The organism is Terrabacter sp. Root85, assembly GCF_001429185.1.
In the GTDB taxonomy this organism is placed as follows: Bacteria; Actinomycetota; Actinomycetes; order Actinomycetales; family Dermatophilaceae; genus Terrabacter.
Genome location: NZ_LMIW01000001.1, coordinates 1,223,450 through 1,248,816, shown reverse-complemented (window position 1 = coordinate 1,248,816; position 25,367 = coordinate 1,223,450). Strand labels below are relative to the sequence as shown.

Below are 25,367 nucleotides of genomic sequence, written 5' to 3'. Positions count from 1 at the left end.
CTGGTGCCTCAGCCGCCGCTCTCGGCGGTCCGCTGCAGACCGTCGAGGGTGGCCTTCGGGGAGCCGTTCATGGCGCCACCGAGGTTCTGCTGGACGGCGAGCTTGACCTTGTCCCACGTGGGGTCGTCGGTCGGCGTGAGCTTCGCGTTGGGCAGCGTGTTGAGGTAGACCTGCAGCGCCTTCTCGTTGGAGAAGTACGCGACGCCCGACTTCGTGACCGGGAGGAAGCCCTCGGCCTTGATGAAGGTGTTGACCTGGTCGGGGGTGTAGTAGAGGTTGTAGAAGGCCTTGACCGCCTTCTCGTTGCCCGGCTTCTTGAAGGCCATGAGGTAGTCGGTGACACCGAAGGTCTTGCTCTCGGTCCCGTCGTTGGACGGGAACGGCGCGACGGCGTAGTCGACCTTCTTGTCCTTGTCGAGGTCGGCCGCGAGCGGGCTGAAGCCGATGACCATGCCGGCGGTGCCGGACTTGAAGAGGTCGAAGGCGTCGGCGCGGTTGGTGCGGGCCGGGTTGTTCTGCGTGACCTTCTCGTCGGCGAGCTTCTTGAGGAAGTCGAGGGTCGCGACGTTCTTGTCGGAGTTGATGACCCAGTTGCCGTCGGTCTTCCAGTCGCCGCCGTTGTTGAACAGCCACATGGAGAACTCGCCCTGAGCCTCCTCGGGGCCGAGCGGGAGGGCGTAGCCGACCTTGCCGCCACCGAGGGCGGTGATCTTCTTGGCGTCGGCCTCGAGCTCGGTCCACGTCTTCGGCGGCGCGGCGATGCCGGCCTGCTGGAAGAGCGTCTTGTTGTAGAAGAAGGCGCGGGCCGAGGACAGGTCGGGGAAGCCGTAGAACTTGCCCTGGTAGGTGCCGTACTTGACGAACGTGTCGAGGATGTCGTCCTTGACGACGGCCGGGAGCACCGCGTCGGAGTCGTAGAGCAGGCCGTCCTTCGCGTAGCTGGCGTACGCGTTGAGGTTGAGGATGTCGGGGGCCTGGTTGTTCTGGATCATCGTCGATGACTGCTGGTCGATGTTGTCCCAGCTGACGACCTGCACCTCGAGGGTGTATCCGGTCTTCTCGTGGTACGTCTTGGCGAAGGCGTCCCAGAACGCCTTCGTGTGGTCCTTGGAGTACTCGGCCGCGACGAGCTTGATCGTCTTGGCCTCCTCGGCGGTGCCGCCGGCCGTGCCCCCCGGTGCCGTACCGGCACCTGTCCCTCCGCCGCATGCGCCGAGGGCGAGGCCTGCGATGGCCAGCCCCGCGACGACCACAGACTGCTTCGTCGACCTCATGTCTCTCCTTGGTTCGGTGCCGGACGTGGTGGCAACGTGATCACGCGCCGACCCGGTCACACAATTAGGCCAACCTAGAGGGGCGTCTTTGCCATCCGCAAGAGCAATTCTGACTGGATGTTCATCAATTCGATCACAATCACGCAAGGGGGCGTCGAGCGGTCAGACCTGGTGAATCTCGACACCGGCCTCGCGCAGCGCGTCCACCTCGTCGCGGTCAGCGCCCACCGTAGTGACGAGGTGGTCGATGCGCTCGGCGGGACAGATCGAGGCGAAGGTCCGCACTCCGAGTTTGTCACCCGTGGCGACGCAGATGACCTGTTTCGACCGTTCGATCATCGTGCGGATGATTGCGGCCTCCTCCTCGTGCCGGCACGTGGCGCCCTCGCGGGCCGACAGACCGTTGACGCCGACGATGGCGACGTCGAGCCACAGCTGCTGGAGCACGAGCGTCGCGAGCGGCCCGGTGACCTCGTAGGACTCGGGCCGCGCGACCCCGCCGAGCGAGACGCACTGGACGTGCGGGCGGAGCACCGCCTCGGTCGCGATGTTGAGGGCGTTGGTGACGATCGTGATCTCGCCGTCGGCCGCGAGGTCCTCGCGCGCCGTGATGGCCCGTGAGGTCGCGGTCGTCGTCGTGCCGCCGTTGAGGCCGATGACCTGGCCGGGCAGGACGAGCGCGGCCGCCGCCTCGGCGACCCGCGTCCGGTCGTCGTCGGCCATGCTGCTGCGGTAGCGGTAGGGCAGCTCGTAGGCGACGTTCGTCGCGACGACACCACCGTGGTTGCGGGCCACGAGCTGGCGTTTGGCCAGCTCGGAGAAGTCGCGCCGGATGGTGGCCTCGCTGACGCCGAGCAGCTCGGACGCCTCGCCGACGCCGAGTCGGCCGGTCGTCGCGAGGCGGTCGAGCATGATCGACCAACGGCTGGCGCGGTTGCGGGCGAGATCGCTCTCTTCGGTCACGCGCTGACGATACCGCGCAGTTCGAGCAATGGACATGTGCATCTATGCGCGTTTACGCTGTGTTTCGCGCAAACACAATCACCACCGTCACGGCGAGAGCCGTGTGACCGCCGAACCGTCGGGAGCCACCATGCCGCAGACCACGCACCTCGCCCAGGAGATCGCCACGCAGCCGGACGACTGGGAGCGCGTCGTCACGCGCCTCGACGACGTCGCGCGGCACCTCCCGCGCCCCGGTGAGCGGGTCGCGACGATCGGGTGCGGCACGTCGTGGTTCATGGGACAGGCGTATGCCGCCCGCCGCGAGGCGCTCGGCCAGGGCCCCACCGACGCGTATGCCGCCTCCGAGCACCAGCTCGCGCGTGGCTACGACCGCGTCGTCCTCATCAGCCGCTCCGGCACGACGACCGAGGTCATGGCCGTCGTCGAGGAGCTGCGCGCCTCAGGCACGCCGCACGTGTCGATCGTCGCGACGGCCGGCACCCCGGTGGCCGAGCGCTCCGACGCGACGGTGCTGCTCGACGACGTCGACGAGCAGAGCGTCGTGCAGACCCGCTTCGCCACGACGACCCTCGCGCTGCTGCGCGCCTCGCTCGGCGACGACCTGGGTCCGGTGGCCGAGCAGGCCCGAGCCGTCCTCGCGGAGGACGCGTCGGCGGCATACGGCCACCTCGCGCTGGCGGAGCAGGTCACCTTCCTCGGGCGCGGCTGGTCCAACGGCATCGCCAACGAGGCCGCGCTCAAGCTTCGCGAGTCGGCGCAGTTCTGGTCGGAGTCCTACCCCGCGATGGAGTACCGCCACGGACCGATCAGCATCGCGGCGCCGGGACGGGCCGTGTGGGCGTTCGGTGAGGTGCCGGAGGGGCTGCCCGAGCAGGTGCGCGCGACCGGGGCCCACTTCGAGCACCGCGACATCGACCCGCTCGCCGACCTCGTGCGCCTGCACCGGCTGTGCCTCGGCAAGGCCGACGCCGCCGGCCTCGACCCCGACGCCCCCCGCAACCTCACGAGAAGCATCGTCCTCACCTGACACCGTCGAGAGGCCAAAGTCTGCGGGTCTCGGCGACTCGAGAGGCCAAAGTTCGCGACGCACTTTGGCCTTTCGACGTGCGCCCACCCGCGAGCTTTGGCCTCTCGACGGTTGGGGAGCGGCCAGACGTGGCGGCCTTTCTACGGTCAGTGGAGGGCTAGGAGCTGCATCAGGCGGGCGGCCTCGTCCGTCACGGCGTCGCGGGCTGCGCCGAGGTACTTCCTCGTGTCGACCGTCGGCGACGCCGCGAGCCGCTCGGTCATCGCCTGCGTGAAGACCTGGTTGAGGTGCGTCGCGATGTTGACCTTGGTCATCCCGGCCCGCACCGCGGCCACGAGCCCCGCGTCGGGCACCCCGGACGAGCCGTGCAGCACGAGCGGCACCGGGACCGAGCGGCCCAGTGCCGCAATGAGATCCGTGTCGAGCTGCGCCGTGCGGTCGGTCATCGCGTGGCTGCTGCCCACGGCCACCGCGAGCGCATCGACGCCCGTGTCGGCGACGAACCGGGCCGCGTCGTCCGGGTCGGTGCGCACGCCCGGCGCGTGGACGCCGTCCTTGCCGCCGACCTCCCCGAGCTCAGCCTCGACGCTGACCCCGGCCGCGCGGCAGAGCTCGACGACGCGACGGGTCACGGCGCGGTTCTCGTCGTCGGACAGCGTCGAGCCGTCGAACATCACCGACGTCAGCCCGAGCCGGACCGCCTCCTCGACGAGCGAGACGTCCTCCGCATGGTCGAGGTGGACGACGACGGGCTGCGCACACGCGTCCGCGATGGCGAGCGTCGCCGCCGCGATCGGCGCGAGCGACCCGTGGTAGCGCACGCAGTTCTCGGAGATCTGCATGACGACAGGCAGCCCGACGCGCTCGGCCGCCGCGGCGTAGGCCTCGGCGTGCTCGAGCTGGATGACGTTGAAGGCCGCCACGCCACGGCCGGCGGCTGACGCCTCGGCGAGCAGGGGCGTCAGGGCGGAGCGGGTCACAGACGGATCTCCTCGATCTCGACGGTGGGGAGCAGACGGGTGACGTCGGCCGGGTCGACGGCGCCGGCGACGGGTTGGAGCACGGCCGCGGCCGACCAGGCGACGCCGCGGCGAAGGACCGAGGCCCACGCCTCGGGCCCCTGCGGCAGGTCGCCGTCGCCGTCGAGGTCGGCCGCGAGCGAGGCCGTCAGGGCGTCGCCCGCGCCAGTCGGGTTGCCCGAGAGCGGACGCGGCAGGTGGGCCCGGAGGGCGACGTCGTCGTGGACGAGGACGAGGCCGTTCGTGCCGTCGCTGATGATCGCGGCACGGGCGCCAGCGGCCACGAGGGCGCGGGCGGCCCCGGGCACGGACGGCACCTCGCCGCGGCCGAGCCCGGTGAGGGTCTGGGCCGCCTCGACCCGGTTGGGCTTGACGAGGTCGGGCCGCATGGCGAGAGCGCGCGACAGGGGAGCGCCGCTGACGTCGAGGACGATGCGGAGACCCGCCTCGTGGGCCAGGCGGGTGACCCGGCGGACGAGGTCGGGATCGGTGCCCGGCGGGAAGCTGCCCGACACCGTCAGCGTCGACGCCTCCGGGGCGAGCGCCTCGATCTCGTCGGCGACGCGGTCCCACACCCGCTGCGACTGCCCGATGCCGGGCTCGTTGAGCAGGGTCACCCGGCCGCTCGCCTCGACGACAGCGACCGACCGGCGCGTCGGGCAGGGTGATGGGACGAGCCGGTGCGGCACCCGGCGGGCCCCGAGGTCGGAGGCGAAGAGGTCGAGGTCCATCTCCCCGACGGGCGCCACCGCGACGGACCGGCAGCCCATCGACGTCAGCACCGCTGCGACGTTGAGCCCCTTGCCGCCGGCGCGCTCGCTGACGGAGGCGACGCGGTGGGTCTCGCCGAGCGCGACGAAGGGGACGGCATACGTGATGTCGAGCGCCGGGTTGGGCGTGAAGGTGACGATCATCGACCGACGAGGTCCAGGGCGATGGTCGCGGCGCCGAGCGATCCGGCGCGGTCGCCTAGGGCGGCGGCGCGGACGGCGACGTCGTCGCGACCACCGAGGCGGGCCGTGAGGGCCGTGCGCAAGGGCTGGAGCAGGGTGTCGCCGGCGTGGACGAGCCCGCCGCCGATGAGCACGAGCTCCGTGCCGGCGGCCGCCACGACAGGGGCGACCATGATGGCGAGCGCGTCGATGGCCTCCTGCCAGATGCGTCGGGCCTCGGGCTCCCCGGCCTGGGCGCGGCGGGCGACCTCCTCGGCGTCACCGACGAGCCCGGTCGCCTCGGACCAGCGGCGCCCGATGGCGCCGGCGCTCGAGAGCGCCTCGAGGCAGCCGCGCTGTCCGCACGCGCAGAGCGGGCCGTCGGGCACGACGACGATGTGGCCGATCTCGCCGGTCCACAGCGAGCCGGTGACGAGCTGGCCCCGGCAGAGGATGGCACTCGCGAGACCCGTGCCGAGCGGCACGAAGAGCACGTTGTCGGCCTCGCGCGCGGCTCCGAGGCGGTGCTCGGCGAGCAGCCCCGAGCGCACGTCGTGGCCGATGGCGACGGGCACGTCGACGTGGGCGGCGATGCTGCCGCGCAGGTCGAGGTCGCGCCAGCCGAGGTTGGCCGACCACACCCCGATGCCGGTCACGTCGTTGACGAGCCCGGGCACGGCGACCCCGACTGCGAGCAGGTCGACGGCCTCGTCGACGCGGGCCGTCAGCTCGACGACGGCCTTGGCGGCGACCTCGCCGAGCTGCTCGCCGACCTTGTCTGGGGTCGGGCGGACGGCCTCGGCGAGCACCTGGCCGTCGGGGGTGACGAGGGCCGACTTGATCCGGGTGCCGCCGACGTCGATCCCGACCACTGCTTCGCGCATCACGACGCGCATTCTATGCGCATTACTGCACGATTGAACACCTGATCGAGCACATTTGGACACTTGAGTCGCAGCGCGGGCACGCCGCACAGCCTGCCACTCGCAGCCCTGCGCCGCTCGCGAAGTCGCTCAGCGCAGGTAGAGGGCCCGGGCCGGGCACAGCTTCACCGCCGTGTCGGCCGCCGCCCTGCCGTCGTCACCGACGACACGGTCGTCCGCGACGACCGGGTAGCCCCACTCGTCGAGGGTCACCCCCGCGAGCAGCTGCGCGCAGACGCCGTGACCCGAGCAGGCGACGCGGTCGACGGCCAGGTGCCGCTCGCGGACGAGCCCGAGGCGCCGGCGCGTGTGGTCGGCGCCGTCCTCGGTCGCGCGCTCGGCCGGCACGTCAGTGGGCGTGGACATCGGTCCCCCTCGGGGCGGTGCGGAGCTCGGCAGCAGGGCAGCGGCCGGCGCGGTGCTGCTCGAGGTGGTCGGCGAAGACGCGCAGCGCCGACCCGGCGAAGCCGGCCACGCCGTCGGGGAAGCGGCACGCTCCACGGCCGGGCAGCAGCCCGACCCGGGACACGACGCGGTCGTATGCCGTCCGGTCGCCTCCCGCGGCCAGCGCGCGCCAGTCGGTGGCGAGGGCGGGCAGCCCGAACATGCACGGGCCGCACTGTCCGGCGGACTCGCCCGCGGCCCAGGTGAGGCAGCGGTCGACGAACTCGAGCGGGCAGTCGCGGGGGTCGAGTGCCTCGACGACGCCCGGCCCGGTGCGGGCGCCGACCCCGGCGAGGTCGGCGTCGGACCAAACGAGGTCCGCCACGTGGACGGCCGCGACGAAGGTGCCGCCGAGGCCGCCGACGAGCACGGCCGGCGAGCGGTCGGGCAGGCCGCCGGCGAGGTCGAGCAGGTCGCCCAGCGGAGCGCCGGCAGCGGTCTCGACGACGACGCCGCGAACCGACGGGGTGCTGACGGCGACGAGCCGCGGCCCCGGCTGGTCGGGCGTGCCGAACGACCGGAACCACGCAGGACCGTTGCGGGCGACCTGCGCCGCCCGCCAGACGGTCTCGGCGTTGAGCACGACGGTCGGGCTGACCCGGCGACCCTCGGAGTCACGACCTCCGCGCACGAACGGCTGTCGCTTCGTCATCGGGCGTGCGAGACCGCCCTGCGCGAGCGAGATGATCGCCGACTCCTCGGAGGAGACGTAGCGCGGCGGCACCTCGAGCACCCGCAGCCCGGCCCCGGCGAGACGGCGCGCGGTCTCGGAGCCGCGGTGGGCGGCATACGTGACCGGCGCACCGTCGGCGACGAGGGCGGCGCCGTCGACGAGCTCGGCGAGGCGGTGCTCGACGACCCAGGTGTCCTTGGCGGCGCCGAGCTCGCCGTCGCAGGCGTTGACGACGAGGCGGGCGCCGTGGGCGTGCGCGGCTGCGACCTTGGTCGCCGTGCTGAAGGCCGCGCCGCCGCGGCCGGTGAGGCCCGCCTCGGCGAGCAGGGACGTGAAGGTCATGACCACTCCTGGGCTGCGACGGCGACGCGACGTTCGCGGTCGCCGTGGGTGGAGGTGTAGCGCCAGGTGATGGCGGAGACGCCGACGACGGCGCAGGCGGCGGTCGTGCCGCGGAGGAGCAGCTCGCCGCTCGTGCCGAGCGCCAGGCCGTGGACGATCGCCATCGGCCAGAGCGCGTAGGAGAGCAGGTGCACGCGTCGCCACGTGCGCTCGGCGAGGCGGTGCCGCAGGGCCGAGGTGACGCCGACGGCGAGGAGGAGGTCGAAGGCGAGCGTCCCGAGCCCGACCCAGAGGGCCTCGTAGCCCGACGTGAACGGCAGGACCGCCGAGACGAGGTCGATGGACACGTACGTCTCGGCGATCGCGGTCGCGATGTGCGCGAGGAGGAAGACGCTCGCGCCGAGCGAGAGCCACCGGTGCAGGGCCATGACGATCGTTGCCGACTCGCCCGTGGGGCGCCGCCGGCCGGACGTCACGAGGCCGAGCACGACGACGACGGTGAGCAGCACGATGCTGACGACGCCGGTGGCGCGCGAGACGTACCAGAGCAGCTCGTTCATCAGGCAGCCCTCCGGGACACGTCCGGCCAGCCGGCGGTCGTGACGACGCGACCGTCGACCGTCTCGAGCCGTGCCGGGATGCCTTGTCGGGTCAGCCAGGCCGGGGCGTCGGTGCCGAGCACGACGGCGGCCGTCGAGGCGGCGTTCGCCTCGAGGCACGTCGCCGCGGCGCACGACACCTGCGACCAGACGACGGGAGCGACGTGGCCGGTGCGGGGGTCGACGATGTGGTGGCGCGGGCCGTCGTCGGTCTCCCACACGCGCAGCTGGGTCGACGACGTCGCGACGGCCTGCCCGGTGCTCGTGACGACCTGCCGTGTGGCCCCCGACGCGTCCTCGATGCCGATCGCCCACCCGTGGGGCGGTAGGTCACCGGCGACCGCGACGTCGCCTCCGAGGTTGACGGCGAACCCGCCCGGCAGGGACTCGGCGAGGAGCGCAGCGACGGTGTCGGCGGCATACGCCTTCGCGGTGGCGCCGAGGTCGAGCAGCGTGCCGGGCGCGACGGAGACGCGGCGCGCGGAGACGTTCAGGTGCACCGTGTGCCAGTGCGGCACGCACGCGACGCGCACCTGGTGGAAGCCGGCGCGACGGCGCACGACGTCGAGGTCGTCGTCGTAGCCCTCGGCCGCGAGCGCCGACCCCACGGTCGGGTCGACGAGACCGCCGGTGAGGCGCGCGACGCGCAGCGCCGCCTGGAGGTATGCCGCGAAGGTCGGAGACACGAACGCCTCGGCGGGTGCCCCGCGGGCCCGCTCGGCCAGCAGGCTGACCTCGGAGTCGGGGCGGAAGCGACTCACGGCGCGGTCGACCTCGCGCAGGTGCCGCTGGGCGAACTCGACGGCGTCGGCAAGGACCTCGGGCCGGGTGACGAGGACCGAGTTCGTCGTGCCGATGGCCTGGAAGGTGCTCGCCACGACGTGAGGGCTCGCGACGGTGTCCATCACGACCCACCCGAGCTCGTCTGGGCCTGGACGTTGCTGCCGCTCACGGGGGCGACAGCGCTGAAGCCGGAGCTCGAGCTCGAGTCGTCCGAGCTGCTCGAGTCGGACGAGGTGTCCGACGAGCCCGACGAGCCGGACGAGCCGGACGAGCTCGCCGCGTTCGACGAGGTCGAGTCGCTCGTCCCGGACGAGGTCTGCGTCGCCACGGTCTGGGTCGCGTTCTGGGCGTCGGCGAGGTGGATGCCGATGGCGCCGACGAGGACGGTGGACGCGGTCAGCAGACCGGCGGTCCAGAGTCGGGCTCGGCGCAGGGCGCGGGGGAGGGTGCTCATCGGGGGCTCCTTCGGTGGGGATGACTCCACCGTCGCGAGCACCCCTGTGCGCCTCCTGTGCCGTCGCACTGCCTCCCCGATGACTTGTGCGGCCCCGCGTGACGCCGGCACACGGCATACGCAAACGGCTTGCGGCCGAAGGCGATCGGGACGACGCTGCGCTCATGGCCCTGGGAATCCACAGCATCACGTTCGACTGCGCCGACGCGCGCGCCCTGGCGACGTTCTGGGCGGACCTGCTCGGCTGGAACGTCTTCTACGACGACGACCCGGAGGTGGTCGTGGCCCCCTCCTTCCCCCATCCCGGCATGGGGCTCCTCTTCATCCCGGTGCCCGAGGGCAAGACGGCGAAGAACCGCATCCACCTCGACCTCGAACCCGACGAGGGCACCCGCGATGACGCCGTCGAACGGGCCCTGGCCGCGGGTGCCGCCCTCCTCGCGGACCACCGCAAGGAGGACGGCACCGGCTGGGTGACGATGACCGACCCCGAGGGCAACGAGTTCTGCATCGAGCGCGGGGAGGCGGAGCGGGGTCTCCGCGCGTCCGCGACCTACCGGATCGGCTGACCGCGCGGGGCCTCAGGCGTCTGGTGTTGCGTCTGGTGCTGCTTCCGGGGCTGCGTCCGGGGCTGCTTCCGGGGCTGCGTCGGGCCCGGCGCCGTGGCGGGCGAGGAAGGCGGCGGCGGCGTCGGCGACCTCGCGCCAGCCGCTGTCGACGACGAGCGAGTGCCCGCGCCCCGGGATCTCGATGATCTCGGTGGGGGCGGGGTTCTTCAGCTGACGCTTGTAGGAGGCGTGCGCGATGGCCCACGGCACGATGTGGTCCTTCTCGCCGCTGATGACGAGGAGCGGGCCGCGGTCGGGGTTGCCGGTGTCGACGCTGGCCTCGGTGCGCGGGTTGAAGTTCGCCGTGGCGGCCTGGAAGAGCGGGCGGCCCGGCGCCGCAACGGGATACGTGCGGTAGAGGTCGGCCGCCTCCTCGGCGCTGACGGCGTTGGCGAAGGCGTAGCGGTACTGGTCGAAGGTCAGCGAGACGTGCCGGTTGTAGTTGGCCGGGTTGGTCAGCACGGGAGAGCTCGCGCGCAGCGCCGAGACGGGGAGGGGCAGCACGCCGCGGAAGGGCGCCGGGTCGACGGCGACGGAGGCTCGGGCGAGACCCTGACCGGCGAGCTTCTGGGTGATGAGGCCACCGAAGGAGTGACCGATGACGACCGGCTCGCGGTCGAGCAGGCGGATGACGTCGGCGACGTGGTCGGTGACCTGGCCGACGGTCTTGCCGGCGAAGACCTCCGGGTGGGCGCGGGCCTCCTCGACGGTCTCGGGGTCGTCGGGCCAGCCGGGGGCGAGCGTGGCGTAGCCGAGGGACTCGAAGTGCTCGCGCCACGCGTCCCAGCTGCTCGGGAGCAGCCAGAGGCCGTGGACGAAGACGACGGGCTGGCGTCCGCTCGCGTTGGCAGCCTCGACCTGGGCGCGCTCGGTGGCGGTGATGACGGAGGTGGCGGCGGGCGTGGCGGGTGGCGTGGTGCTCATGGGGTTCTCCCGTGCGGTGAGGGGTGGATGGGTCCAGCAGGCAGAACGATCGTTCTACAGTAGCCATTCCCGTCGACGTGCGCCAGAGGTCGGGCACACCGGTTTCCCCTCGGCCAACGGACCGCGCGAGCCGGTCTATCACCTGCGTTAGCGTGGCGACGTGGACGAGCCGACGACGACGCGGACCCCCGGCCGCGAGCGCCTGCTCGCCGCCGCCTCCCGGCTCTTCTACCGCGAGGGCATCAACGGCGTCGGCGTCGATCGCATCCTCGAGGAGGCCGGCGTCACCCGCGCCACGATGTACCGCCACTTCGCCGGCAAGGAGGCGCTCGTCGTGGCCTACCTCGAGTCCGAGGACGCCACGCTGCGCGGCTACTTCGCGGACGCCGAGGCCGACGGCGGCACCCCGACGGAGCTGCTCGGCCGGGTCATCGACACCATCGCGCTCGACATCACGAGCTACCACACGCGCGGCTGCCCGTTCATCAACGCGGCGGCGGAGTTCCCCGACGCCGACAGCGCGGTGCGGCGAATCGTCACCGCGCACCGGACGTGGTTCCGACAGTCCCTGTCCGAGCTGGCCCGCGCCGCAGGGCTGCCCGACCCCGAGGCCTCGGCCGCGGCGCTCGTCCTGCTCCGCGACGCCGCGCTCGTCGGGGGTTATCTCGACGGGGTAGAGGTCACGGCCCCGGCGTTCGTCGCGACGGCACGTGAGGTCGCCGGGCTCGACGCCTGAGGGTCCGGCTCAGTCGCCGGCGCGGGCGAGCGCCACGGTCTTGGGCACGACGAGTCGCCAGGCGTCGATGACGATCTCGCGCATCCGGTCGACGTCGAGCGCGTCGAGGCGCACCTCGACCCAGTTGAAGCGGAGGTCGGACCGGCGCGGCATGAGGAAGACGTCGGGCTCGCTCGCGACGAGCACGTCGCGCTCCTCCTTGGGGAAGGCGAACCCCATCTGCGTCTCGTCGGCGGAGAACGCGAGCCACACGATCTTGCCGACACGGAACTTCACGCGGTCGCGGACGAGCACCTCGTACGAGCGGGGGAGCTGCTCGGCCACGCGCCGCACGTCGTCGATGGTCACGGGCACCCCTCCACCCTGCCATGCACGCCGGGGCGACACGCCGTCCGAAGCCTCTGACTCCGAGGGACCGCTCGCTCCCTCGCCGGGCACTCGCCCGGCAGCCGGCCCCGCACCCGCCCGACCCCTTCCGCGGACGCACGCGACGGCATACCCTGCCCCTGTCGCGACCTCGACGGCCCCCCGGGCCGGGCGGGCTGAAACGTCGACTCCCTGACACACCGACAAGGAGACGACGTATGCCGTCCAACCCCACCCCGCCCACCGTCCCGCAACGCCTGCTCGCCTTCCTCGACCGCCTCGGCGCCGAGCTCGACCGCCGCGGCGACGCGGTCGCGCTGCTCGGCCTCGGCTCGGTCGGCCGCGACCTGCACCGCCTCGACGAGCACTCCGACGCGGACTTCTTCGTCGTCGTCGACGACACGGCCACCCGCGACCGCTACATCGCCGACATCGACTGGCTCGAGGCCGCGCACCCGGTCGTGTGGTCGTTCGAGAACAGTGACCTCGGCCGCAAGGCGCTCCTCGAGGGCGACCTCTTCGCCGAGTACGCCGTCTTCGCCCTCGCCGACATGGCGACCGCCGGCTACCCGCCGGGCCGCATCCACTGGAGCCGCGCCGACGCACCCGCCGGCCTCGAGGTCCCCACAGTCCCACTGCCGCAGCCGCCCTCGCTCCAGCACGAGGTCGGCGAGGCCATCACCAACCTCTACGTCGGGCTGCACCGCGACCTGCGCGGCGAGCGCCTCACCGCGACCCGCTTCATCCAGGGGTATGCCGTCGACCGCTGGGTCACGGTGCTCGGTCACCTGGGGCTCGGGCACGGCGAGCAGCAGGACGTCTTCGTCGTCGACCGCGGTGTCGAGCGTCGCTTCGGCCCGGACCTGCTGCCGCTGGCCGACCTCGTGCCCGGATACGAGCGCAACGCCCACGCGGCTGCCACGCTCCTGCGCCTGCTCGAGGCCCACGTCGAGCTCGACCCGACGATCGTCGCGGCCGTCCGCGAGCTCATCACCCGGTCGGCGGCCGACGCTCAGTCCCGAGCGGTCTCGAGCTCGAGCTCGTAGACGAGCAGGGTCAGCGTGGCGATCGGTGACCAGTCGCGCTCCGGGGCGCGGGTGAAGCCGAAGCGCTCGTAGACGCGGTGGGCGGCGTGCATCATCGGCTGGGTCGAGAGCACGACGCGGCGCCGTCCGAGGGCCCGCGACCGGTCGATGCACTCGCGGACGAGGGCCGTCCCGATGCCGCGGCCGCGACCCTCGGGCGCGACGGCGAGCGTGCGGAACTCGGCCTCACCCTCGCGCGCGACGTCGGCGAACGGGCCGGGAGCGCCGACGAAGGCCACGCCGCCGAGGACCGTGCCCGCGTCGTCGACCGCCACGAGGACCTCGGCGTGCTCGGCCCGACGCCCGACGTCGCGCAGCACGGCGAGGTAGGGGTCCGCATCGCCGTAGTCGAGCAGCCCGTCGTCGAGGTAGGCCGCGGCCGTCAGCTCCCCGAGCCGTTCGTAGTCGTCCGGGCGCACCGCCCGGATCGTGAAGCCGTCCATGCGCGCCAGTGTCGCAGCCGCGGGCGGACCGTCGTCCGAGATGTCTCCCATGTGACCGGCAGGGTGCACCCAGCCGGTTCGCAGAAACCGCACCTACGTTCCGAGACGGCTCGAGCGAGCCGCCTCGGGGGCTACAGGGAAGGGGCACCATGCGCACACACACCAGGCGCACCAGGACCGTCGTGGGGGTGGGGCTCGCCGCGAGCGCCCTCGCGCTCGGCACGACCTTCGCGGCCGGGTCGGAGGCGTCGGCCGCCGGCACGGACGGCAGCGACATCGTCTACACCGTCCACCCACTGACGAAGCAGTTCTCCACGGGCACGAAGCCGGGCGCACTGCCGACACCGTCGCAGTGCGTGGCCCGGATCGGGCTCGCCTGCTACACGCCGGCCCTCATCCGCAAGGCGTACGACATCCCCGACGGGTGGACCGGCAAGGGACAGCGCATCGTCGTCGTCGACGCCTACGGCAGCCCGACGGTCCGGGCGGACCTCGACGTCTTCAGCCAGACGTTCGGCCTGCCCAAGGCCGACCTCAACGTCTACTACCCCGGAGGTGCTCCGCAGACGAGCACGGCCCACCAGGGCCAGCCGCTCAGCTGGGCGGGGGAGACGAGCCTCGACGTCCAGTGGGCGCACGCCATCGCACCCGACGCGACGATCAACCTCGTCGTCGCGCCGAACAACTACGGCAACGCGCTCAACGTCGCCGTGAAGTACGCCGTCGACCACGACCTCGGCGACGTCCTGTCGATGAGCTACGGCGCCGACGAGGCCGCGATCAAGGGCAAGGGCAACAACCTCCAGCTCCAGCAGTCGCACGCGAACTTCGCGGCGGCCGCCGCCAAGGGGATCTCGCTCTTCGCCTCCTCCGGCGACGACGGCGCCTCGAACGGCGGCCCGGCCCTCGCGGCCGGCTACCCGGCCTCCGACCCGCTCGTCACCGCGGTGGGCGGCACGAACCTCTTCGCGAGCGACACCGGCGCCTACCAGGGCGAGACGGTGTGGGGCGACGAGGCGTCGTGCGCCGTGCACCAGCCGTTCGGCTGCACGCTCGGCCCGATCGGCGCGACGGGCGGCGCCCCGAGCACGGTCTTCCCGGTGCCCGCCTACCAGGCCGGCGTCACCGGCAACGCGATGCGCACGACGTCGGACGTGTCCTACAACGCGTCGGTCTACACGTCGGTCTTCGTCTACGAGGGCTTCAACGCCAACCCGGACGACAACGGTTTCTACTTCTACGGCGGCACGAGCTCCGGCTCGCCGCAGTGGGCCGCGATCGGCGCCCTCGCCGACCAGCAGGCGGGTCACCGTCTGGGCGCCCTCAACCCGGCGCTCTACGCGATCGGCACCGGGGCGACGCACGCCCTCGCCTTCCACGACGTGACGTCGGGCAACAACGCCTGGCAGGGACCGGGCCTCGACGCGAAGGTCGGCTACGACGACCCGACCGGTCTCGGCTCACCGGACGTCTCGAACCTCGTGGGGCAGCTCATCCACTGACCCACCCCTCCGAGCACGTATGCCGTGTCGTGGCCACCCAGCATCCCGCTGGGTGGCCACGGCCGCCTGCGGGTCAACCGATGTCCGGCTGATCCCGGTGTGCGTCTTGCGCACTTCTTGCGGAGTTCTTGCCGGTGTGTCCGGCGGTGTCTTGCACCACGCGGACGAGAGTTCGCGACATGAACTCGGTGATCGTCGACGGAGCAGCCTCCCTGGCTGCGGCTTGGCCTCTCGCCCTTCTCACCATCCTCGTCGGCTCCCTCTTCGCCACGGCCTACGTCCGCGCCGGCCGGCCGACGGGCGCCGGGCCGCGTTGGGACGACGCCGGCCCGGGCCGGGCCTGCCGCGCGGCCGGACACAGCTACCTCAAGCGCGAGACCGGATGGTGCTGCTCGCAGTGCGGTGACGAGATCGCCGAGCAGACGTACGTCCCGCAGGTCGCCGGGGCGGGCGCCGGCGCCTGAGCGCACCTGTCCCAGCAGTGCGCGCCCGCGCCAGCGGTGCACGCTGCACGACGCACTCATCGTCCGAGCGCGCATTCCTGAGTGCAGCCCGTACCGGTGAGCGCGTGAGCCGGTGCGTCAGGCGGCGAGGCGCCAGGCGAGGACGCCGAAGAGCACGCCGAGCGAGTTCGTCGCCCAGTGCATGCCGACGCTCGCGAAGAGGCTGCCGCTGCGCCGGCGCAGCTCGCCGGCGAGGACTCCACCGAGCGCCGTGAAGAGCACGGTGCCGCCGACGACGGCCGCCTTGGCGAAGGGGCCCAGCCCGGACACGGCGGAGCCGATCGCCTCGTTGCCGGTGGCCGAGGCCATGGCGGGGAAGATGTGCCAGAGGCCGAAGAGCAGGGACGACCCGGCGAGCACCTGCCACATCCGGGCGTGCCGGGAGAGGAAGCCCCAGAGCACGGAGCGGAAGGCGACCTCCTCGAGCAGGATCGTGCCGACCGGGATCATGACGAAGGCCGTGAGCAGCGCACCGGCCGGGGGCAGGTGGTAGCGCACGTCGAGGAACGCGGTGCGCGTCGTCGGGAGCAGGATGCCGACGAGGTAGACGAGCCCGACGACGGCGATGACGCCGAGTCCCCAGCGGATGCCGCGGGCGTGGGTGTGCCGGGCGAGGCCGAGCTGGTGCCAGGACAGGCCCTGCCACCGGGCGAAGGCCAGGAGGGCGACGGCACCGACGGGGCCGAGCCACATGGTGTCCCAGCCGAGCACGTGGTTGGCGACGTTGACGCCGGCGAGGGCGAAGACGACGGCCACCGTGGCGGCCATGCGGGCGCGCCGTCCGCGAGCGATGAGCGCCAGTCGACGCAGCCGCACCGGGTCGTGACGACGGTCGTGCCGCACGTTCCGGGAGGTCGTGACGACGCCCTCGGTCGGGGACGCGACGGCGACAACGGGACTCACGGTTGGGCTGCTCATTACTCCCATTTTCGCACGTCAACCTGTGCGAGACCTGTGCTGGAACCGCCCCGCGACCCCGCCCGACACCCGGTTCACAGACGCCCCAGCCGACCCCACGGCCACCTCCGGCGCCGGAGATCGCGTCAGACATCCCGTCAGACATCCCGGGCCGTTTGCGGACACATCGGGGCCCCTGTCGCCCTATCGTCTCCGCATGACGACATCTCCGGTGCAGGGGCCGGTGCTGGCGAGGGTGCAGCCGCACGCGTGGCGACGCGTCCGCTACGGACTCCTCGTGGCCTGCTTCGTGCTGCTCGGGTGCGGCCTCCTGCTCGGGTCGGCCCCCTCGACCTTCGGTGACCTCCGGGCGGGTGTCATGTCCGGCGCGGTCGACGAGGTGCACGTGTCGGGAGGACTGCCTTCGGGTGCGACGGGATACTCCACGGTGTCACTGACGTGGCGCGAGGGCGGCCGCAACAGGTTCGCTGAGGTCGTCGAGGTGAGCGACCCCACCGCGGCGTCACCGAGCGAGGTCGGTGCGCGCGAGGTGGTGACCGAGAACGTCGCCGAGACACTCCGCAGGCTCGGTGACGTCCACATCGTCACGGACACGTGGCGCGACCCCGGGCAGAAGCTCGCCGGATGGCGGGTGCCCGGGTGGCTGCCCGGAGTCGGGTTCGTGCTCTGGCTCGCCACCGTCGCCCTGGTGTCCAACGGCGAACAGCCGTGGTGGGCCACCCGCTGGGCCTGGTTCTGGGCGCTCTTCTCCCCGGCCGCGGTCGTGGCCGTCCCGCTCTTCCTGCTCGTCTCCGGCCCACCGCCCGGGGTCCCAGAGTCCGCATCGTCCGGGCGTCGGCTCACCGGCGGCTGGGCCTTCATCTTGCTCGCCCTCGTGGCGCCCGCCGCATACCGAGCCCTCACCGGCCCCTGAGCGGACGGCCTCAGCGGCGACGCTCGACGAGGCCCCGGACGTACTCCGCCTGACCGAGGTGCTTGACCGCGTCGTCGAGGACGGAGACGAGGCGCACCGCCACCGTGACGGGCGGGTCCCAGCGGTCGTCGACGACGCGGGCGTATGCCGTGCCGTCGAGCTCCTCGACGAGCGCGACGGTGCGCTCGTGCACCGCGGCGTGGTAGGCCGCGAAGAGGGCCGGGTCGGCGACGGTGAAGCGGCCCACGTCGGCCGAGGACATGCTCCAGCCGTGGGTGTCCGCCCGGTAGGGCAGCCCGAAGCGCTCGACCCAGCCGTCGCCCGTCCACACCGACTCACTCGCGTCGGTCAGCTGCGCCACCTGGTCGTCCTGCTGGCGCGCGAGGTGCCAGACGAGCCACGCGATGTGGTTCGCGTCGGCGTCGGGGCGCCAGAGCAGCTCGTCGACGGAGAGGCCGTCGACGACCTCCGGCAGGCCGTCTCGGATGCGGCCGAAGCCGTCGAGCATCAGGTCGCGTGCGATGTCGGTCGTCATGTCGTCCACCTAACCAGCATGCATCCGACGCCGAAACAGGATCCGGCCGTGCCGGCACCACGCGGATCCGGATCCGTTGCACCAGAGGCGCGCCGGACGAAACGGACCTTTGCCACCCGATGTATCTGGACGGCCCCTCCGGTCTCTGAACCCCCGCGCCCACCACACGCAACGACGCCGGGCGCCCCGACCCAGGAGACCAGCAATGACGACCACCCTCACCCCCACCGCCCGACGGGCCACGAGCCTCGCCGGACTCTGCGACGGTGCGGTCCACCTCCCCGGCGACCCCGGCTACGACGCGGCACGGATGCCGTGGAACGTCGCCCTCGACCAGCGTCCGGCCGCCGTCGCCCTGCCCCGCACCGTCTCGGACGTCCAGGCCGTCGTCCGCGCGGCCGCGGCCGCCGGCCTCCGGGTCGCCCCGCAGAGCACCGGCCACAACGCCGGCCCGCTCGTCGGGCGTGGTCTCGAGGACGTCGTCCTCGTCCGCACCGAGCGGATGCGCGGGGTCAGCATCGACGCGACCCGCCGCATCGCCCGCGTCGAGGGCGGTGCCCTGTGGATCGACGCGACCGAGCCCGCGGCCGACCACCGGCTCGCGGCCCTGCACGGCAGCTCACCGGACGTCGGCATCGCCGGCTACAGCCTCGGTGGCGGCATCGGCTGGTACGCCCGCAAGCTCGGCCTCGCCTCCAACAGCCTCACGGCCGTCGAGCTCGTCACCGCCGACGGCGAGCACGTGCGCGCCGACGCGACGCAGAACGTCGAGCTCTTCTGGGCGCTGCGCGGCGGCGGCGGCAACTTCGGTGTCGTCACGGCGCTCGAGTTCCGCCTCTACCCGATCGAGACGGCGTATGCCGGCATGCTCGTCTGGGACCGCGACCAGGCCGAGCGCGTGCTGCGTCGCTGGGCCGACTGGGCGCCCGAGGCCCCCGACGCCGTGACGACGTCGTTCCGCTTCCTCGACCTCCCGCCGCTGCCGGCGATCCCCGAGCCGTTGCGCGGCCGGTCCCTCGTCGTCATCGACGGGGCGGTGCTCGGCTGCGACGCGGAGGCCCGCGGGGTCCTCGGGATGCTGCGCGGCCTCGGTCCCGAGATCGACACCTTCGACCGCGTGCCGGCCCGGTCGCTGACCCGGCTGCACATGGACCCAGAGGGCCCGACGCCCGCCGTCTCGGACGGGACGCTCATCGGCGAGCTCGGCGACGCGACGATCGACACGCTCCTCGAGCAGGTCGGCCCCGGCTCGACGTCGTCGCTGCTCTCGACCGAGCTGCGCCAGCTCGGCGGCGCCCTGGGCCGTGCGCCCGAGGGCCACGGCGCCCTCGCGACGATCGACGCGGCATACGCCGTCTTCGCCGTCGCGATCGCGGCGACGCCGGAGCTCGCGATGCAGGGACAGCTCGACGCCCACGCGCTCACCGGCTCGCTCGAGCCGTGGTCGACGGGCCGCAGCTACCTCAACTTCGCCGAGAACGAGGTCGATGCCCGCACGGGCTACACCGAGTCGGCGTGGCTGCAGCTCAAGGGGATCCGGTCGGCCTACGACCCCGACGCCCGCTTCCTCGCCAACCACCGCGTCCCCCGCCTCTTCGAGGACGGTGCGGTCACCGAGTGACGACGCGAGTGCCGACGCGTTCGAGGTGATCGCGTGAGCCACGGGCCTCACGCGATCACCTCGACCGGAGTCAGAGGGTCACGAGGACGAAGGCCTCCACCGGCTCGCCCTTGCCCTTGAGGGCGAGGGCGCCGAGCGGCTCGGTCGTGGCACCGGGGAGCATCGCGAGGGTGTCGGCGGTGACGGCAACGCGCCCGACGGGGGCCTGGCCCTCGATCCGCGAGGCCACGTTGACGGCGTCGCCGATGACGGTGTGGGTGCGTCCGCCCTCGCTGCCGAGCACGCTGACGAGCACCTCGCCGCTGTTGATCCCGACCCGGAAACGCGGCCAGCCCGGGTGCTGGTCGGCGATCCGCGCCGTCTCGACCTGGAGGTCCAGGCCGGCCTGCGCGGCCCGGCGGGCATGGTCCGGCTGGTCGCCGAGCCGGTTGAAGGTCGCCATGATCGCGTCGCCGATGAGGCGGTCGATCGTGCCGCCGTGCCGCTTGACGACGGCCGGGATCGCGACGGTGAAGTACGCGTTGAGCATGTCGGTGACCTCGCTCGGGTCGTGGCCCTCCGAGAAGGTCGTGAAGCCCTTGAGGTCGGCGAAGAGGATCGACATCTCGCGACGCCCGGCGAGGGTGTCGGCGGTGTAGAGCGCGGCGTAGCGCTCCTCGTGCCAGGACTGCTGCGCCCCCCAGGCGACGAGGACGAACGCGGCGAGCATGAGGACGTGCCAGCCCCACCACGAGTAGTGCCAGTTCGGGGCCAGCACGATCGCGACCATCGCCTCGGCGAGGAGCACCATCGCCGAGGCCATCGCCGCGGGCAGCAGCCCACCGCGCTGCCACCAGAGGCGTACGTACGTCACGGCTGCCACCCCGAAGAGCACGACCGACACGACACCCGCGACGACCATCGGCGGGGAGTCGCGGGCGAGCCCCGGCCCGGCGCCGAACGGCCCGAGCCGCAGCAGCGAGGCGACGCCCCACACGACCATCGTGACGAGCAGGGCGACGCGCAGCATCCGCGCCCGCCGCATCTCGGCGGCCGCCCGGTCGGCCTCCACCTCGCGCACCGACGCGACCGCGAAGAGCGAGCCGATGGCGATGCCGACGGGGGTGGAGATGTTGAACCCGGCCGAGGCGGTCTCGAGCAGCATGTGCGGGGTCGCGAGGGCGTGCAGCCCGAGGAAGCCCGAGGCGGACAGGAACGCGAGCGAGACGTACATGACGCGCACGTCCCCGCGTCGCACCGCCGCCGCCCCCGTGCCGTATGCCGTGAGCGCGCTGAGCACGGCTGCGCCGAGGACCATCCAGAAGTGGGTCGGGTCGTGCTGCCACTGCATGTCGAGCTGCTCGGAGAGCCGCAGGACGGCGAGGCCGAGCAGCGGCAGCGTCAGCGCGACGGCACCGACGGCCGCGCGCCGCCGGGCGCCGGGACGTCCCTCGCCGGGTCGGTCAGCCATCGGGGTCGGCCTGCGCTTCCGAGCTCCTCGACCGCGACGCCGCCTCGACGAGTGAGAGGTACTGGTGCACCTCCGACACGACGACCGACCCCTCGCCGACCGCGGACGCGACACGCTTGACCGACCCCGCGCGCACGTCCCCGACCGCGAAGAGGCCCGGCACCGAGGTCTCGTGGGCGCACGGGGGCCGCTCGAGGGTCCAGGCACCGGCCTCGCGCACGTCGGCGCCGGTCGGCAGGAAGCCCCACGGGTCGCGGGTGACCGCCTCGGGCAGCCACGCCGTGTGGGGCTGCGCGCCGATCATGACGAAGAGCCCGTCCGCCGGGATCGAGCGCCGCTCGCCGGTCGTGCGGTCGGCGACGACGACCTCGGACAGCCAGCCGTCGCCGGTCCCGTCGACGACGTCGGCGTTCGGGACGACCGTGATCGTGGGCGATGCCTCGATCTCGTCGATGAGGTAGCGCGACATCGTCGCCGAGAGGTCCGGGGTGCGGATGACGACGGTCACGTCCGCGGCATACCGCTGCAGGTGGAGGGCCGCCTGGCCGGCCGAGTTGCCGCCGCCCACGATGACCGTGTGCGCTCCGGCGAGTCCGTGCGCCTCGGAGACGTTCGCGCCGTAGTAGACGCCGGACCCGCTCAGGGCCTCGAGCGACGGCACCCCGAGGCGCCGGTAGGCGACCCCGGTGGCGAGCAGCACCGCCCGCGCCCGCACATCACCCACGTCGGAGACCGTGACGACGAACCACGAGGTGCCGTCGGCGTCGGTGGTCCGGTCGATCGCCGTGACGCGCCGGGTCAGGACGAACCGCGCGCCGAAGACCCACGCCTGCTGGAAGCCGCGCTGGGCCAGCTCCGCGCCGGAGACCCCCCGCGAGAAGCCGAGGTAGTTGCGGATGAGCGAGCTCGTGCCGGCCTGGCCGCCGAGCGCGTGCTCCTCGACGCAGAGCACGGACAGCCCCTCGGACGAGCCGTAGACCGCGGCCGCGAGACCGGCCGGCCCGGCGCCGACGACGAGCAGGTCGACCTCGCGCACCTCGTCGCGCGCCCCGTCGCCCACGTCGCCCCCGTCGCCCCCGTCGCCCCGGGGCACCGAGAGGTCGGTCCCGATGCCCCAGGCCTGGCAGATCTCGACGTCGGTCGGGTCGAGCAGGACGCGACCGCCCAGCGCTGCGAGCCAGATGACGAGCGGACCGTCCTCGTCGTCCGGGCGCGGGGCCTCGATCGCCCGGAGCAGGTCCACCGCCTCGGCCGAGCCGCGGTCGAGGTACGCGTGCGGGATCCCGTTGCGGGTCAGGAGGGTCCGGACCGCATGACCGCGCGGGTCGCGGGCCGCACCGACGACGACCACCTCGCGGCGGCGGTTCGCGACGGTGCGCGACCAGACCTGGACGAACTCCGAGACGGTGCGGCAGAAGAGCTCGTCCGGCGAGGTCCACGGCTGGAGCACGTAGTAGTCGATGTCGCCGAGCGACATGCCACGCAGGATCGCCTCGGCCGTGCGCCCGTCGGCCCAGGCGCCCCACGGCACGAGCAGGGCGCGGGCGGCGTCCGGGTGCAGGGTGCGCACCGACCGAAGGAGCTCTGCGCCCCCGAGGACGGGCAGCCACGGGTCGGCGAGGACGAGCGCGACGGGGTCGCCACGCTTGGCCGCGAGCTCGAGGTGGTGCAGGGCGACGGCGCTGTCGGACTCGCCGCGCACCCGGAAGTCCGCGCCGAAGCGCCGGGCCAGCTCGCCCTCGGTCCGGGCGAGTGCATCGAGGTCGTGGTCGACGACGAGCAGGAGAGGACGGGTCATGGAAACCCCCGTGAAGTGTGCGGGCAGGACGACGTGCGACCACCCCTCTGTCGACGGTAGGACGGTCCGCCCGCCTGCGGGTCCGAACGAACGATCTGCTCGCCCCTCGGCCAAGATGGGGCCATGGCACCACTGGGACCACCCACCGCGTACGACGTCGACCGGATCCGTTGGCACTTCCCCGCGCTGCACGAGGGTGCCGCGCACTTCGACGGCCCCGGCGGGTCCCAGGTGCCGGACACCGTCGCGACGGCGGTCGTCGAGACGCTCACCTCGGCCATCTCGAACCGTGGCACCGTCACGGCTGCCGAGCGACGCGCAGACCGCGTCGTCGTCGATGCCCGCGCCGCGATGGGCGACCTGCTGGCGGTCGACCCGGGTGGCGTCGTCTTCGGCCGCTCGGCCACCGAGCTGACCTTCCAGCTCGCCCGCACGCTCTCGTCGGACTGGGGTCCCGGCGACGAGGTCGTCGTCAGCCGCCTCGACCACGACGCCAACATCCGGCCCTGGGTCCTCGCTGCCGAGGCTCGTGGTGCGACCGTGCGCTGGGCCGAGTTCGACCCGGGCACAGGGGAGCTCAGCCCCGACGCGGTCGCCGCGGTCGTCGGCGGGCGCACCCGAGTCGTCGCGGTGACGGCCGCGTCCAACCTCATCGGCACGCGTCCCGACCTCCCCGCCATCGCCGAGATCGCCCACGCCGCGGGCGCCCTGCTCTGGGTCGACGGCGTCCACGCGACCGCGCACGTGCTCACCGACGTGCCGGCCAGCGGCGCGGACTTCTGGGTCTGCTCCCCGTACAAGTTCCTCGGCCCGCACCACGGCGTCCTCGCCGCCGCGCCTGCGCTGCTCGAGACGCTGCACCCCGCCAAGCTGCTGCCCTCGTCCGACGCCGTGCCCGAGCGGTTCGAGCTCGGCACGCTGCCCTACGAGCTGCTCGCCGGCACGACGGCCGCCGTCGACTTCCTCGCCGACCTCGCCCTCACCGACCCCTCGCAGCCCCGCCGTCAGCGACTCGTCTCCTCCTTCGCCGCGCTCGAGGCCCACGAGGACGGCCTCCTCGCCACGCTGGAGGCGCGGCTGCGCGCCGTCCCGGGGCTCACGGCACACAGCAACGCGCAGCGACGGACCCCGACGCTGCTCGTCACCGTGGAGGGCCACGACCCGCAGGACCTGCGCGTCGCCCTCGCCGAACGCGGCGTCAACGCGCCGGCCGGGCACTTCTACGCGTGGGAGGCCAGCCACGCGCTCGGGCTCGGCGCCACCGGGGGGCTGCGGATGGGACTCGCTCCCTACACGAGCGCCGACGACGTCGACCGGCTCGCGTCCGGGCTCGAGCAGATCTGCGGAGTGGCCCGATGAGTCGCCCGGTGCCGCTCCCGGCCGGACCGGGCCAGGAGTCGGTCTGGGACTACCCGCGCCCACCGGCCGTCGACCCGAGCGGTGAGCTCGTCGAGGTGCACCTCGGCGGGGAGGTCGTGGCGCGCACCCGGGCCTCGCTCCGGGTGCTCGAGACGAGCCACCCGCCGACCTACTACCTCCCGCTCGACGCCTTCGTCGACGGTGCGCTCGTCGCCGCCCCGGGCAGCTCGGTGTGCGAGTGGAAGGGCCAGGCGGCGTACTTCGACGTCGTCGGTGGCGGGCGGCGGGCGCCCCGGGCCGCGTGGACCTACCCCGACCCCGTGCCGACGTATGCCGTCCTCGCCGGTCACGTCGCCGTCATGCCGGGGCTCGTCGACGCGTGCTTCGTCGACGGCGAGCAGGTCCGGCCGCAGGAGGGCGGCTTCTACGGAGGATGGGTCACCGATCGCGTCGTCGGTCCCTTCAAGGGCTGCCCCGGCTCGTGGGGCTGGTGACGGCAGACCTCACCCTGTGAGGGGGAGGATCGCGGGGGCGCCGCGCGGCAGGGTGGGTCTCGTGGGGGCTGCTCGTCCGCAGACGCATGCACGCTCCGACGACACAGCCTCGACCACCGTCGGTTGGCCATCCGGCCAGCGGCGTCACGCAAAGGAGCAGGACATGGCTGCCTTCACGGTTTGGAAGTTCGACACCCTCGACGGCGCCGCCCACGCCGAGTCCGTCCTCGAGGACTGTCAGGCGGAGGGGTTCCTCAAGGTCGTCGACCACGCCGTCGTCACCTGGCCCGAGGGCGACGAGCATCCCAGCATGAGCCACGGGAACGACGAGAAGTGGCGTGGTACCGGCTGGGGCGCGCTCTGGGGAGTCCTGGTCGGAGCGCTCTTCTTCGTCCCGGTCGTCGGGGGCGTCGTCGGCGCGGCCATCGGGGCGATCAGCAAGATGACGGAGGACGCCGGCATCACCAAGGAGCAGCTGGAGACGATCCGCACCGAGCTGACCCCGGGTACGTCGGCGCTCTTCGTCGTCACCGAGCAGGGCGACCTCGACCGCGTGGGCGAGCGGCTCCGCGGGATCCACAGCAAGCTCGTCGCCACCAACCTCACGGAAGGCGAGCGCCAGATCCTGTTGGAGACCTTCGGAGGTCGCTGAACCCAGCCTCGGGCGCGCCGGTCG

The 25,367-nt window shown here is 72.9% G+C and carries 28 protein-coding genes; 11 read left to right on the top strand and 17 right to left on the bottom strand.

Annotated features, from left to right (window positions below):
* Positions 1-8: 8 nt before the first annotated feature.
* On the bottom strand, positions 9-1,274 hold the full coding sequence (locus ASE25_RS05845; protein ID WP_235508550.1) for an extracellular solute-binding protein: 1,266 nt from the start codon (positions 1,272-1,274) through the stop codon (positions 9-11).
* A gap of 162 nt (positions 1,275-1,436) precedes the next feature.
* On the bottom strand, positions 1,437-2,237 hold the full coding sequence (locus ASE25_RS05840; protein WP_082620049.1) for a DeoR/GlpR family DNA-binding transcription regulator: 801 nt from the start codon (positions 2,235-2,237) through the stop codon (positions 1,437-1,439).
* Positions 2,238-2,367: 130 nt separating this feature from the next.
* Here ASE25_RS05840 and ASE25_RS05835 point away from each other — a divergent pair, with 130 nt between their 5' ends.
* Positions 2,368-3,267, top strand: a complete 900-nt coding sequence (locus ASE25_RS05835; protein ID WP_056780888.1) for an SIS domain-containing protein — start codon at positions 2,368-2,370, stop codon at positions 3,265-3,267.
* Between the two features lie 146 nt (positions 3,268-3,413).
* Here ASE25_RS05835 and ASE25_RS05830 read toward each other — a convergent pair whose 3' ends face one another.
* The 8 genes from ASE25_RS05830 to ASE25_RS05795 all read right to left on the bottom strand — a co-directional run bounded on the left by ASE25_RS05830 (position 3,414) and on the right by ASE25_RS05795 (position 9,436).
* Positions 3,414-4,247, bottom strand: a complete 834-nt coding sequence (locus ASE25_RS05830; RefSeq protein ID WP_056823496.1) for a class II fructose-bisphosphate aldolase — start codon at positions 4,245-4,247, stop codon at positions 3,414-3,416.
* On the bottom strand, positions 4,244-5,200 hold the full coding sequence (locus tag ASE25_RS05825; protein ID WP_056780636.1) for a 1-phosphofructokinase family hexose kinase: 957 nt from the start codon (positions 5,198-5,200) through the stop codon (positions 4,244-4,246). The genes ASE25_RS05830 and ASE25_RS05825 overlap by 4 nt, the downstream gene beginning before the upstream one ends.
* Positions 5,197-6,102: an ROK family protein gene (locus tag ASE25_RS05820; protein WP_235508567.1), complete on the bottom strand. Its 906-nt coding sequence runs from the start codon at positions 6,100-6,102 to the stop codon at positions 5,197-5,199. The genes ASE25_RS05825 and ASE25_RS05820 overlap by 4 nt, the downstream gene beginning before the upstream one ends.
* Positions 6,103-6,231: 129 nt before the next feature.
* Complete coding sequence (locus ASE25_RS05815; protein ID WP_082622702.1) at positions 6,232-6,507, bottom strand: ferredoxin; 276 nt, start codon at positions 6,505-6,507, stop codon at positions 6,232-6,234.
* Positions 6,491-7,600: an NADH-ubiquinone oxidoreductase-F iron-sulfur binding region domain-containing protein gene (locus ASE25_RS05810; RefSeq protein ID WP_056823963.1), complete on the bottom strand. Its 1,110-nt coding sequence runs from the start codon at positions 7,598-7,600 to the stop codon at positions 6,491-6,493. The genes ASE25_RS05815 and ASE25_RS05810 overlap by 17 nt, the downstream gene beginning before the upstream one ends.
* Positions 7,597-8,160 (bottom strand): ferric reductase-like transmembrane domain-containing protein, encoded by a 564-nt coding sequence (locus tag ASE25_RS05805; protein WP_056823492.1) that lies wholly within the window; start codon positions 8,158-8,160, stop codon positions 7,597-7,599. Before ASE25_RS05805 ends, ASE25_RS05810 begins: the two co-directional genes overlap by 4 nt.
* On the bottom strand, positions 8,160-9,104 hold the full coding sequence (locus ASE25_RS05800) for an FAD:protein FMN transferase (RefSeq protein WP_056823488.1): 945 nt from the start codon (positions 9,102-9,104) through the stop codon (positions 8,160-8,162). The genes ASE25_RS05805 and ASE25_RS05800 overlap by 1 nt, the downstream gene beginning before the upstream one ends.
* Positions 9,104-9,436 (bottom strand): hypothetical protein, encoded by a 333-nt coding sequence (locus ASE25_RS05795; RefSeq protein WP_056780628.1) that lies wholly within the window; start codon positions 9,434-9,436, stop codon positions 9,104-9,106. The genes ASE25_RS05800 and ASE25_RS05795 overlap by 1 nt, the downstream gene beginning before the upstream one ends.
* Before the next feature lie 164 nt (positions 9,437-9,600).
* On the opposite strand from ASE25_RS05795, the gene ASE25_RS05790 reads away from it, so the two are divergent.
* Positions 9,601-10,005 (top strand): VOC family protein, encoded by a 405-nt coding sequence (locus tag ASE25_RS05790; RefSeq protein ID WP_056780625.1) that lies wholly within the window; start codon positions 9,601-9,603, stop codon positions 10,003-10,005.
* Positions 10,006-10,017: 12 nt separating this feature from the next.
* Here the strand turns inward: ASE25_RS05790 and ASE25_RS05785 are convergent, their stop codons facing one another.
* The gene (locus ASE25_RS05785; protein WP_056780623.1) at positions 10,018-10,968 is read right to left on the bottom strand and encodes an alpha/beta hydrolase; all 951 of its coding nucleotides are present in this window, start codon (positions 10,966-10,968) and stop codon (positions 10,018-10,020) included.
* Between the two features lie 160 nt (positions 10,969-11,128).
* Here ASE25_RS05785 and ASE25_RS05780 point away from each other — a divergent pair, with 160 nt between their 5' ends.
* Complete coding sequence (locus ASE25_RS05780; RefSeq protein WP_056780620.1) at positions 11,129-11,704, top strand: TetR/AcrR family transcriptional regulator; 576 nt, start codon at positions 11,129-11,131, stop codon at positions 11,702-11,704.
* A 9-nt stretch (positions 11,705-11,713) separates the two neighbouring features.
* Here ASE25_RS05780 and ASE25_RS05775 read toward each other — a convergent pair whose 3' ends face one another.
* Complete coding sequence (locus tag ASE25_RS05775) at positions 11,714-12,058, bottom strand: MmcQ/YjbR family DNA-binding protein (protein ID WP_056780618.1); 345 nt, start codon at positions 12,056-12,058, stop codon at positions 11,714-11,716.
* Between the two features lie 230 nt (positions 12,059-12,288).
* Between ASE25_RS05775 and ASE25_RS05770 the strand changes: the two genes are divergently transcribed.
* Positions 12,289-13,116, top strand: coding sequence for a hypothetical protein (locus ASE25_RS05770; protein WP_056780614.1), 828 nt, complete (start codon positions 12,289-12,291; stop codon positions 13,114-13,116).
* Here the strand turns inward: ASE25_RS05770 and ASE25_RS05765 are convergent.
* The gene (locus ASE25_RS05765) at positions 13,083-13,649 is read right to left on the bottom strand and encodes a GNAT family N-acetyltransferase (RefSeq protein WP_235508549.1); all 567 of its coding nucleotides are present in this window, start codon (positions 13,647-13,649) and stop codon (positions 13,083-13,085) included. The two genes, ASE25_RS05770 and ASE25_RS05765, sit on opposite strands and share 34 nt — an antisense overlap.
* A gap of 98 nt (positions 13,650-13,747) precedes the next feature.
* Between ASE25_RS05765 and ASE25_RS05760 the strand changes: the two genes are divergently transcribed.
* Together ASE25_RS05760 and ASE25_RS05755 are read left to right on the top strand one after the other, a co-directional pair.
* Positions 13,748-15,100 (top strand): S53 family peptidase, encoded by a 1,353-nt coding sequence (locus tag ASE25_RS05760; RefSeq protein WP_156415689.1) that lies wholly within the window; start codon positions 13,748-13,750, stop codon positions 15,098-15,100.
* Positions 15,101-15,279: 179 nt separating this feature from the next.
* A complete protein-coding gene (locus tag ASE25_RS05755) occupies positions 15,280-15,564 on the top strand; it encodes a hypothetical protein (RefSeq protein ID WP_056780606.1) in 285 nt (94 codons plus the stop codon).
* Positions 15,565-15,681: 117 nt separating this feature from the next.
* Here the strand turns inward: ASE25_RS05755 and ASE25_RS05750 are convergent, their stop codons facing one another.
* Positions 15,682-16,506, bottom strand: coding sequence for a CPBP family intramembrane glutamic endopeptidase (locus tag ASE25_RS05750; protein ID WP_235508548.1), 825 nt, complete (start codon positions 16,504-16,506; stop codon positions 15,682-15,684).
* Positions 16,507-16,717: 211 nt separating this feature from the next.
* On the opposite strand from ASE25_RS05750, the gene ASE25_RS05745 reads away from it, so the two are divergent.
* Positions 16,718-17,434, top strand: coding sequence for a hypothetical protein (locus tag ASE25_RS05745; protein WP_156415688.1), 717 nt, complete (start codon positions 16,718-16,720; stop codon positions 17,432-17,434).
* Positions 17,435-17,444: 10 nt separating this feature from the next.
* On the opposite strand, the gene ASE25_RS05740 is transcribed toward ASE25_RS05745, so the two are convergent.
* The gene (locus tag ASE25_RS05740; protein WP_056780598.1) at positions 17,445-17,969 is read right to left on the bottom strand and encodes a DinB family protein; all 525 of its coding nucleotides are present in this window, start codon (positions 17,967-17,969) and stop codon (positions 17,445-17,447) included.
* A gap of 205 nt (positions 17,970-18,174) precedes the next feature.
* Between ASE25_RS05740 and ASE25_RS05735 the strand changes: the two genes are divergently transcribed.
* Positions 18,175-19,590, top strand: a complete 1,416-nt coding sequence (locus ASE25_RS05735; RefSeq protein WP_056823485.1) for an FAD-binding oxidoreductase — start codon at positions 18,175-18,177, stop codon at positions 19,588-19,590.
* Positions 19,591-19,660: 70 nt separating this feature from the next.
* On the opposite strand, the gene ASE25_RS05730 is transcribed toward ASE25_RS05735, so the two are convergent.
* Together ASE25_RS05730 and ASE25_RS05725 are read right to left on the bottom strand one after the other, a co-directional pair.
* Positions 19,661-21,040 carry an adenylate/guanylate cyclase domain-containing protein gene (locus ASE25_RS05730; RefSeq protein ID WP_056823482.1) on the bottom strand — a complete coding sequence of 460 codons (1,380 nt, stop codon included), beginning with the start codon at positions 21,038-21,040 and terminating at the stop codon, positions 19,661-19,663.
* Positions 21,033-22,838, bottom strand: coding sequence for an FAD-dependent oxidoreductase (locus ASE25_RS05725; RefSeq protein ID WP_056823481.1), 1,806 nt, complete (start codon positions 22,836-22,838; stop codon positions 21,033-21,035). Before ASE25_RS05725 ends, ASE25_RS05730 begins: the two co-directional genes overlap by 8 nt.
* 123 nt (positions 22,839-22,961) lie before the next feature.
* Between ASE25_RS05725 and ASE25_RS05720 the strand changes: the two genes are divergently transcribed.
* From ASE25_RS05720 to ASE25_RS05710, 3 genes are all read left to right on the top strand, one after another.
* On the top strand, positions 22,962-24,197 hold the full coding sequence (locus tag ASE25_RS05720) for a cysteine desulfurase-like protein (protein ID WP_056823479.1): 1,236 nt from the start codon (positions 22,962-22,964) through the stop codon (positions 24,195-24,197).
* Positions 24,194-24,691 (top strand): DUF427 domain-containing protein, encoded by a 498-nt coding sequence (locus tag ASE25_RS05715; protein WP_056823476.1) that lies wholly within the window; start codon positions 24,194-24,196, stop codon positions 24,689-24,691. The genes ASE25_RS05720 and ASE25_RS05715 overlap by 4 nt, the downstream gene beginning before the upstream one ends.
* Before the next feature lie 163 nt (positions 24,692-24,854).
* On the top strand, positions 24,855-25,343 hold the full coding sequence (locus ASE25_RS05710; protein ID WP_056780579.1) for a DUF1269 domain-containing protein: 489 nt from the start codon (positions 24,855-24,857) through the stop codon (positions 25,341-25,343).
* The last annotated feature ends 24 nt before the right edge of the window (positions 25,344-25,367 follow it).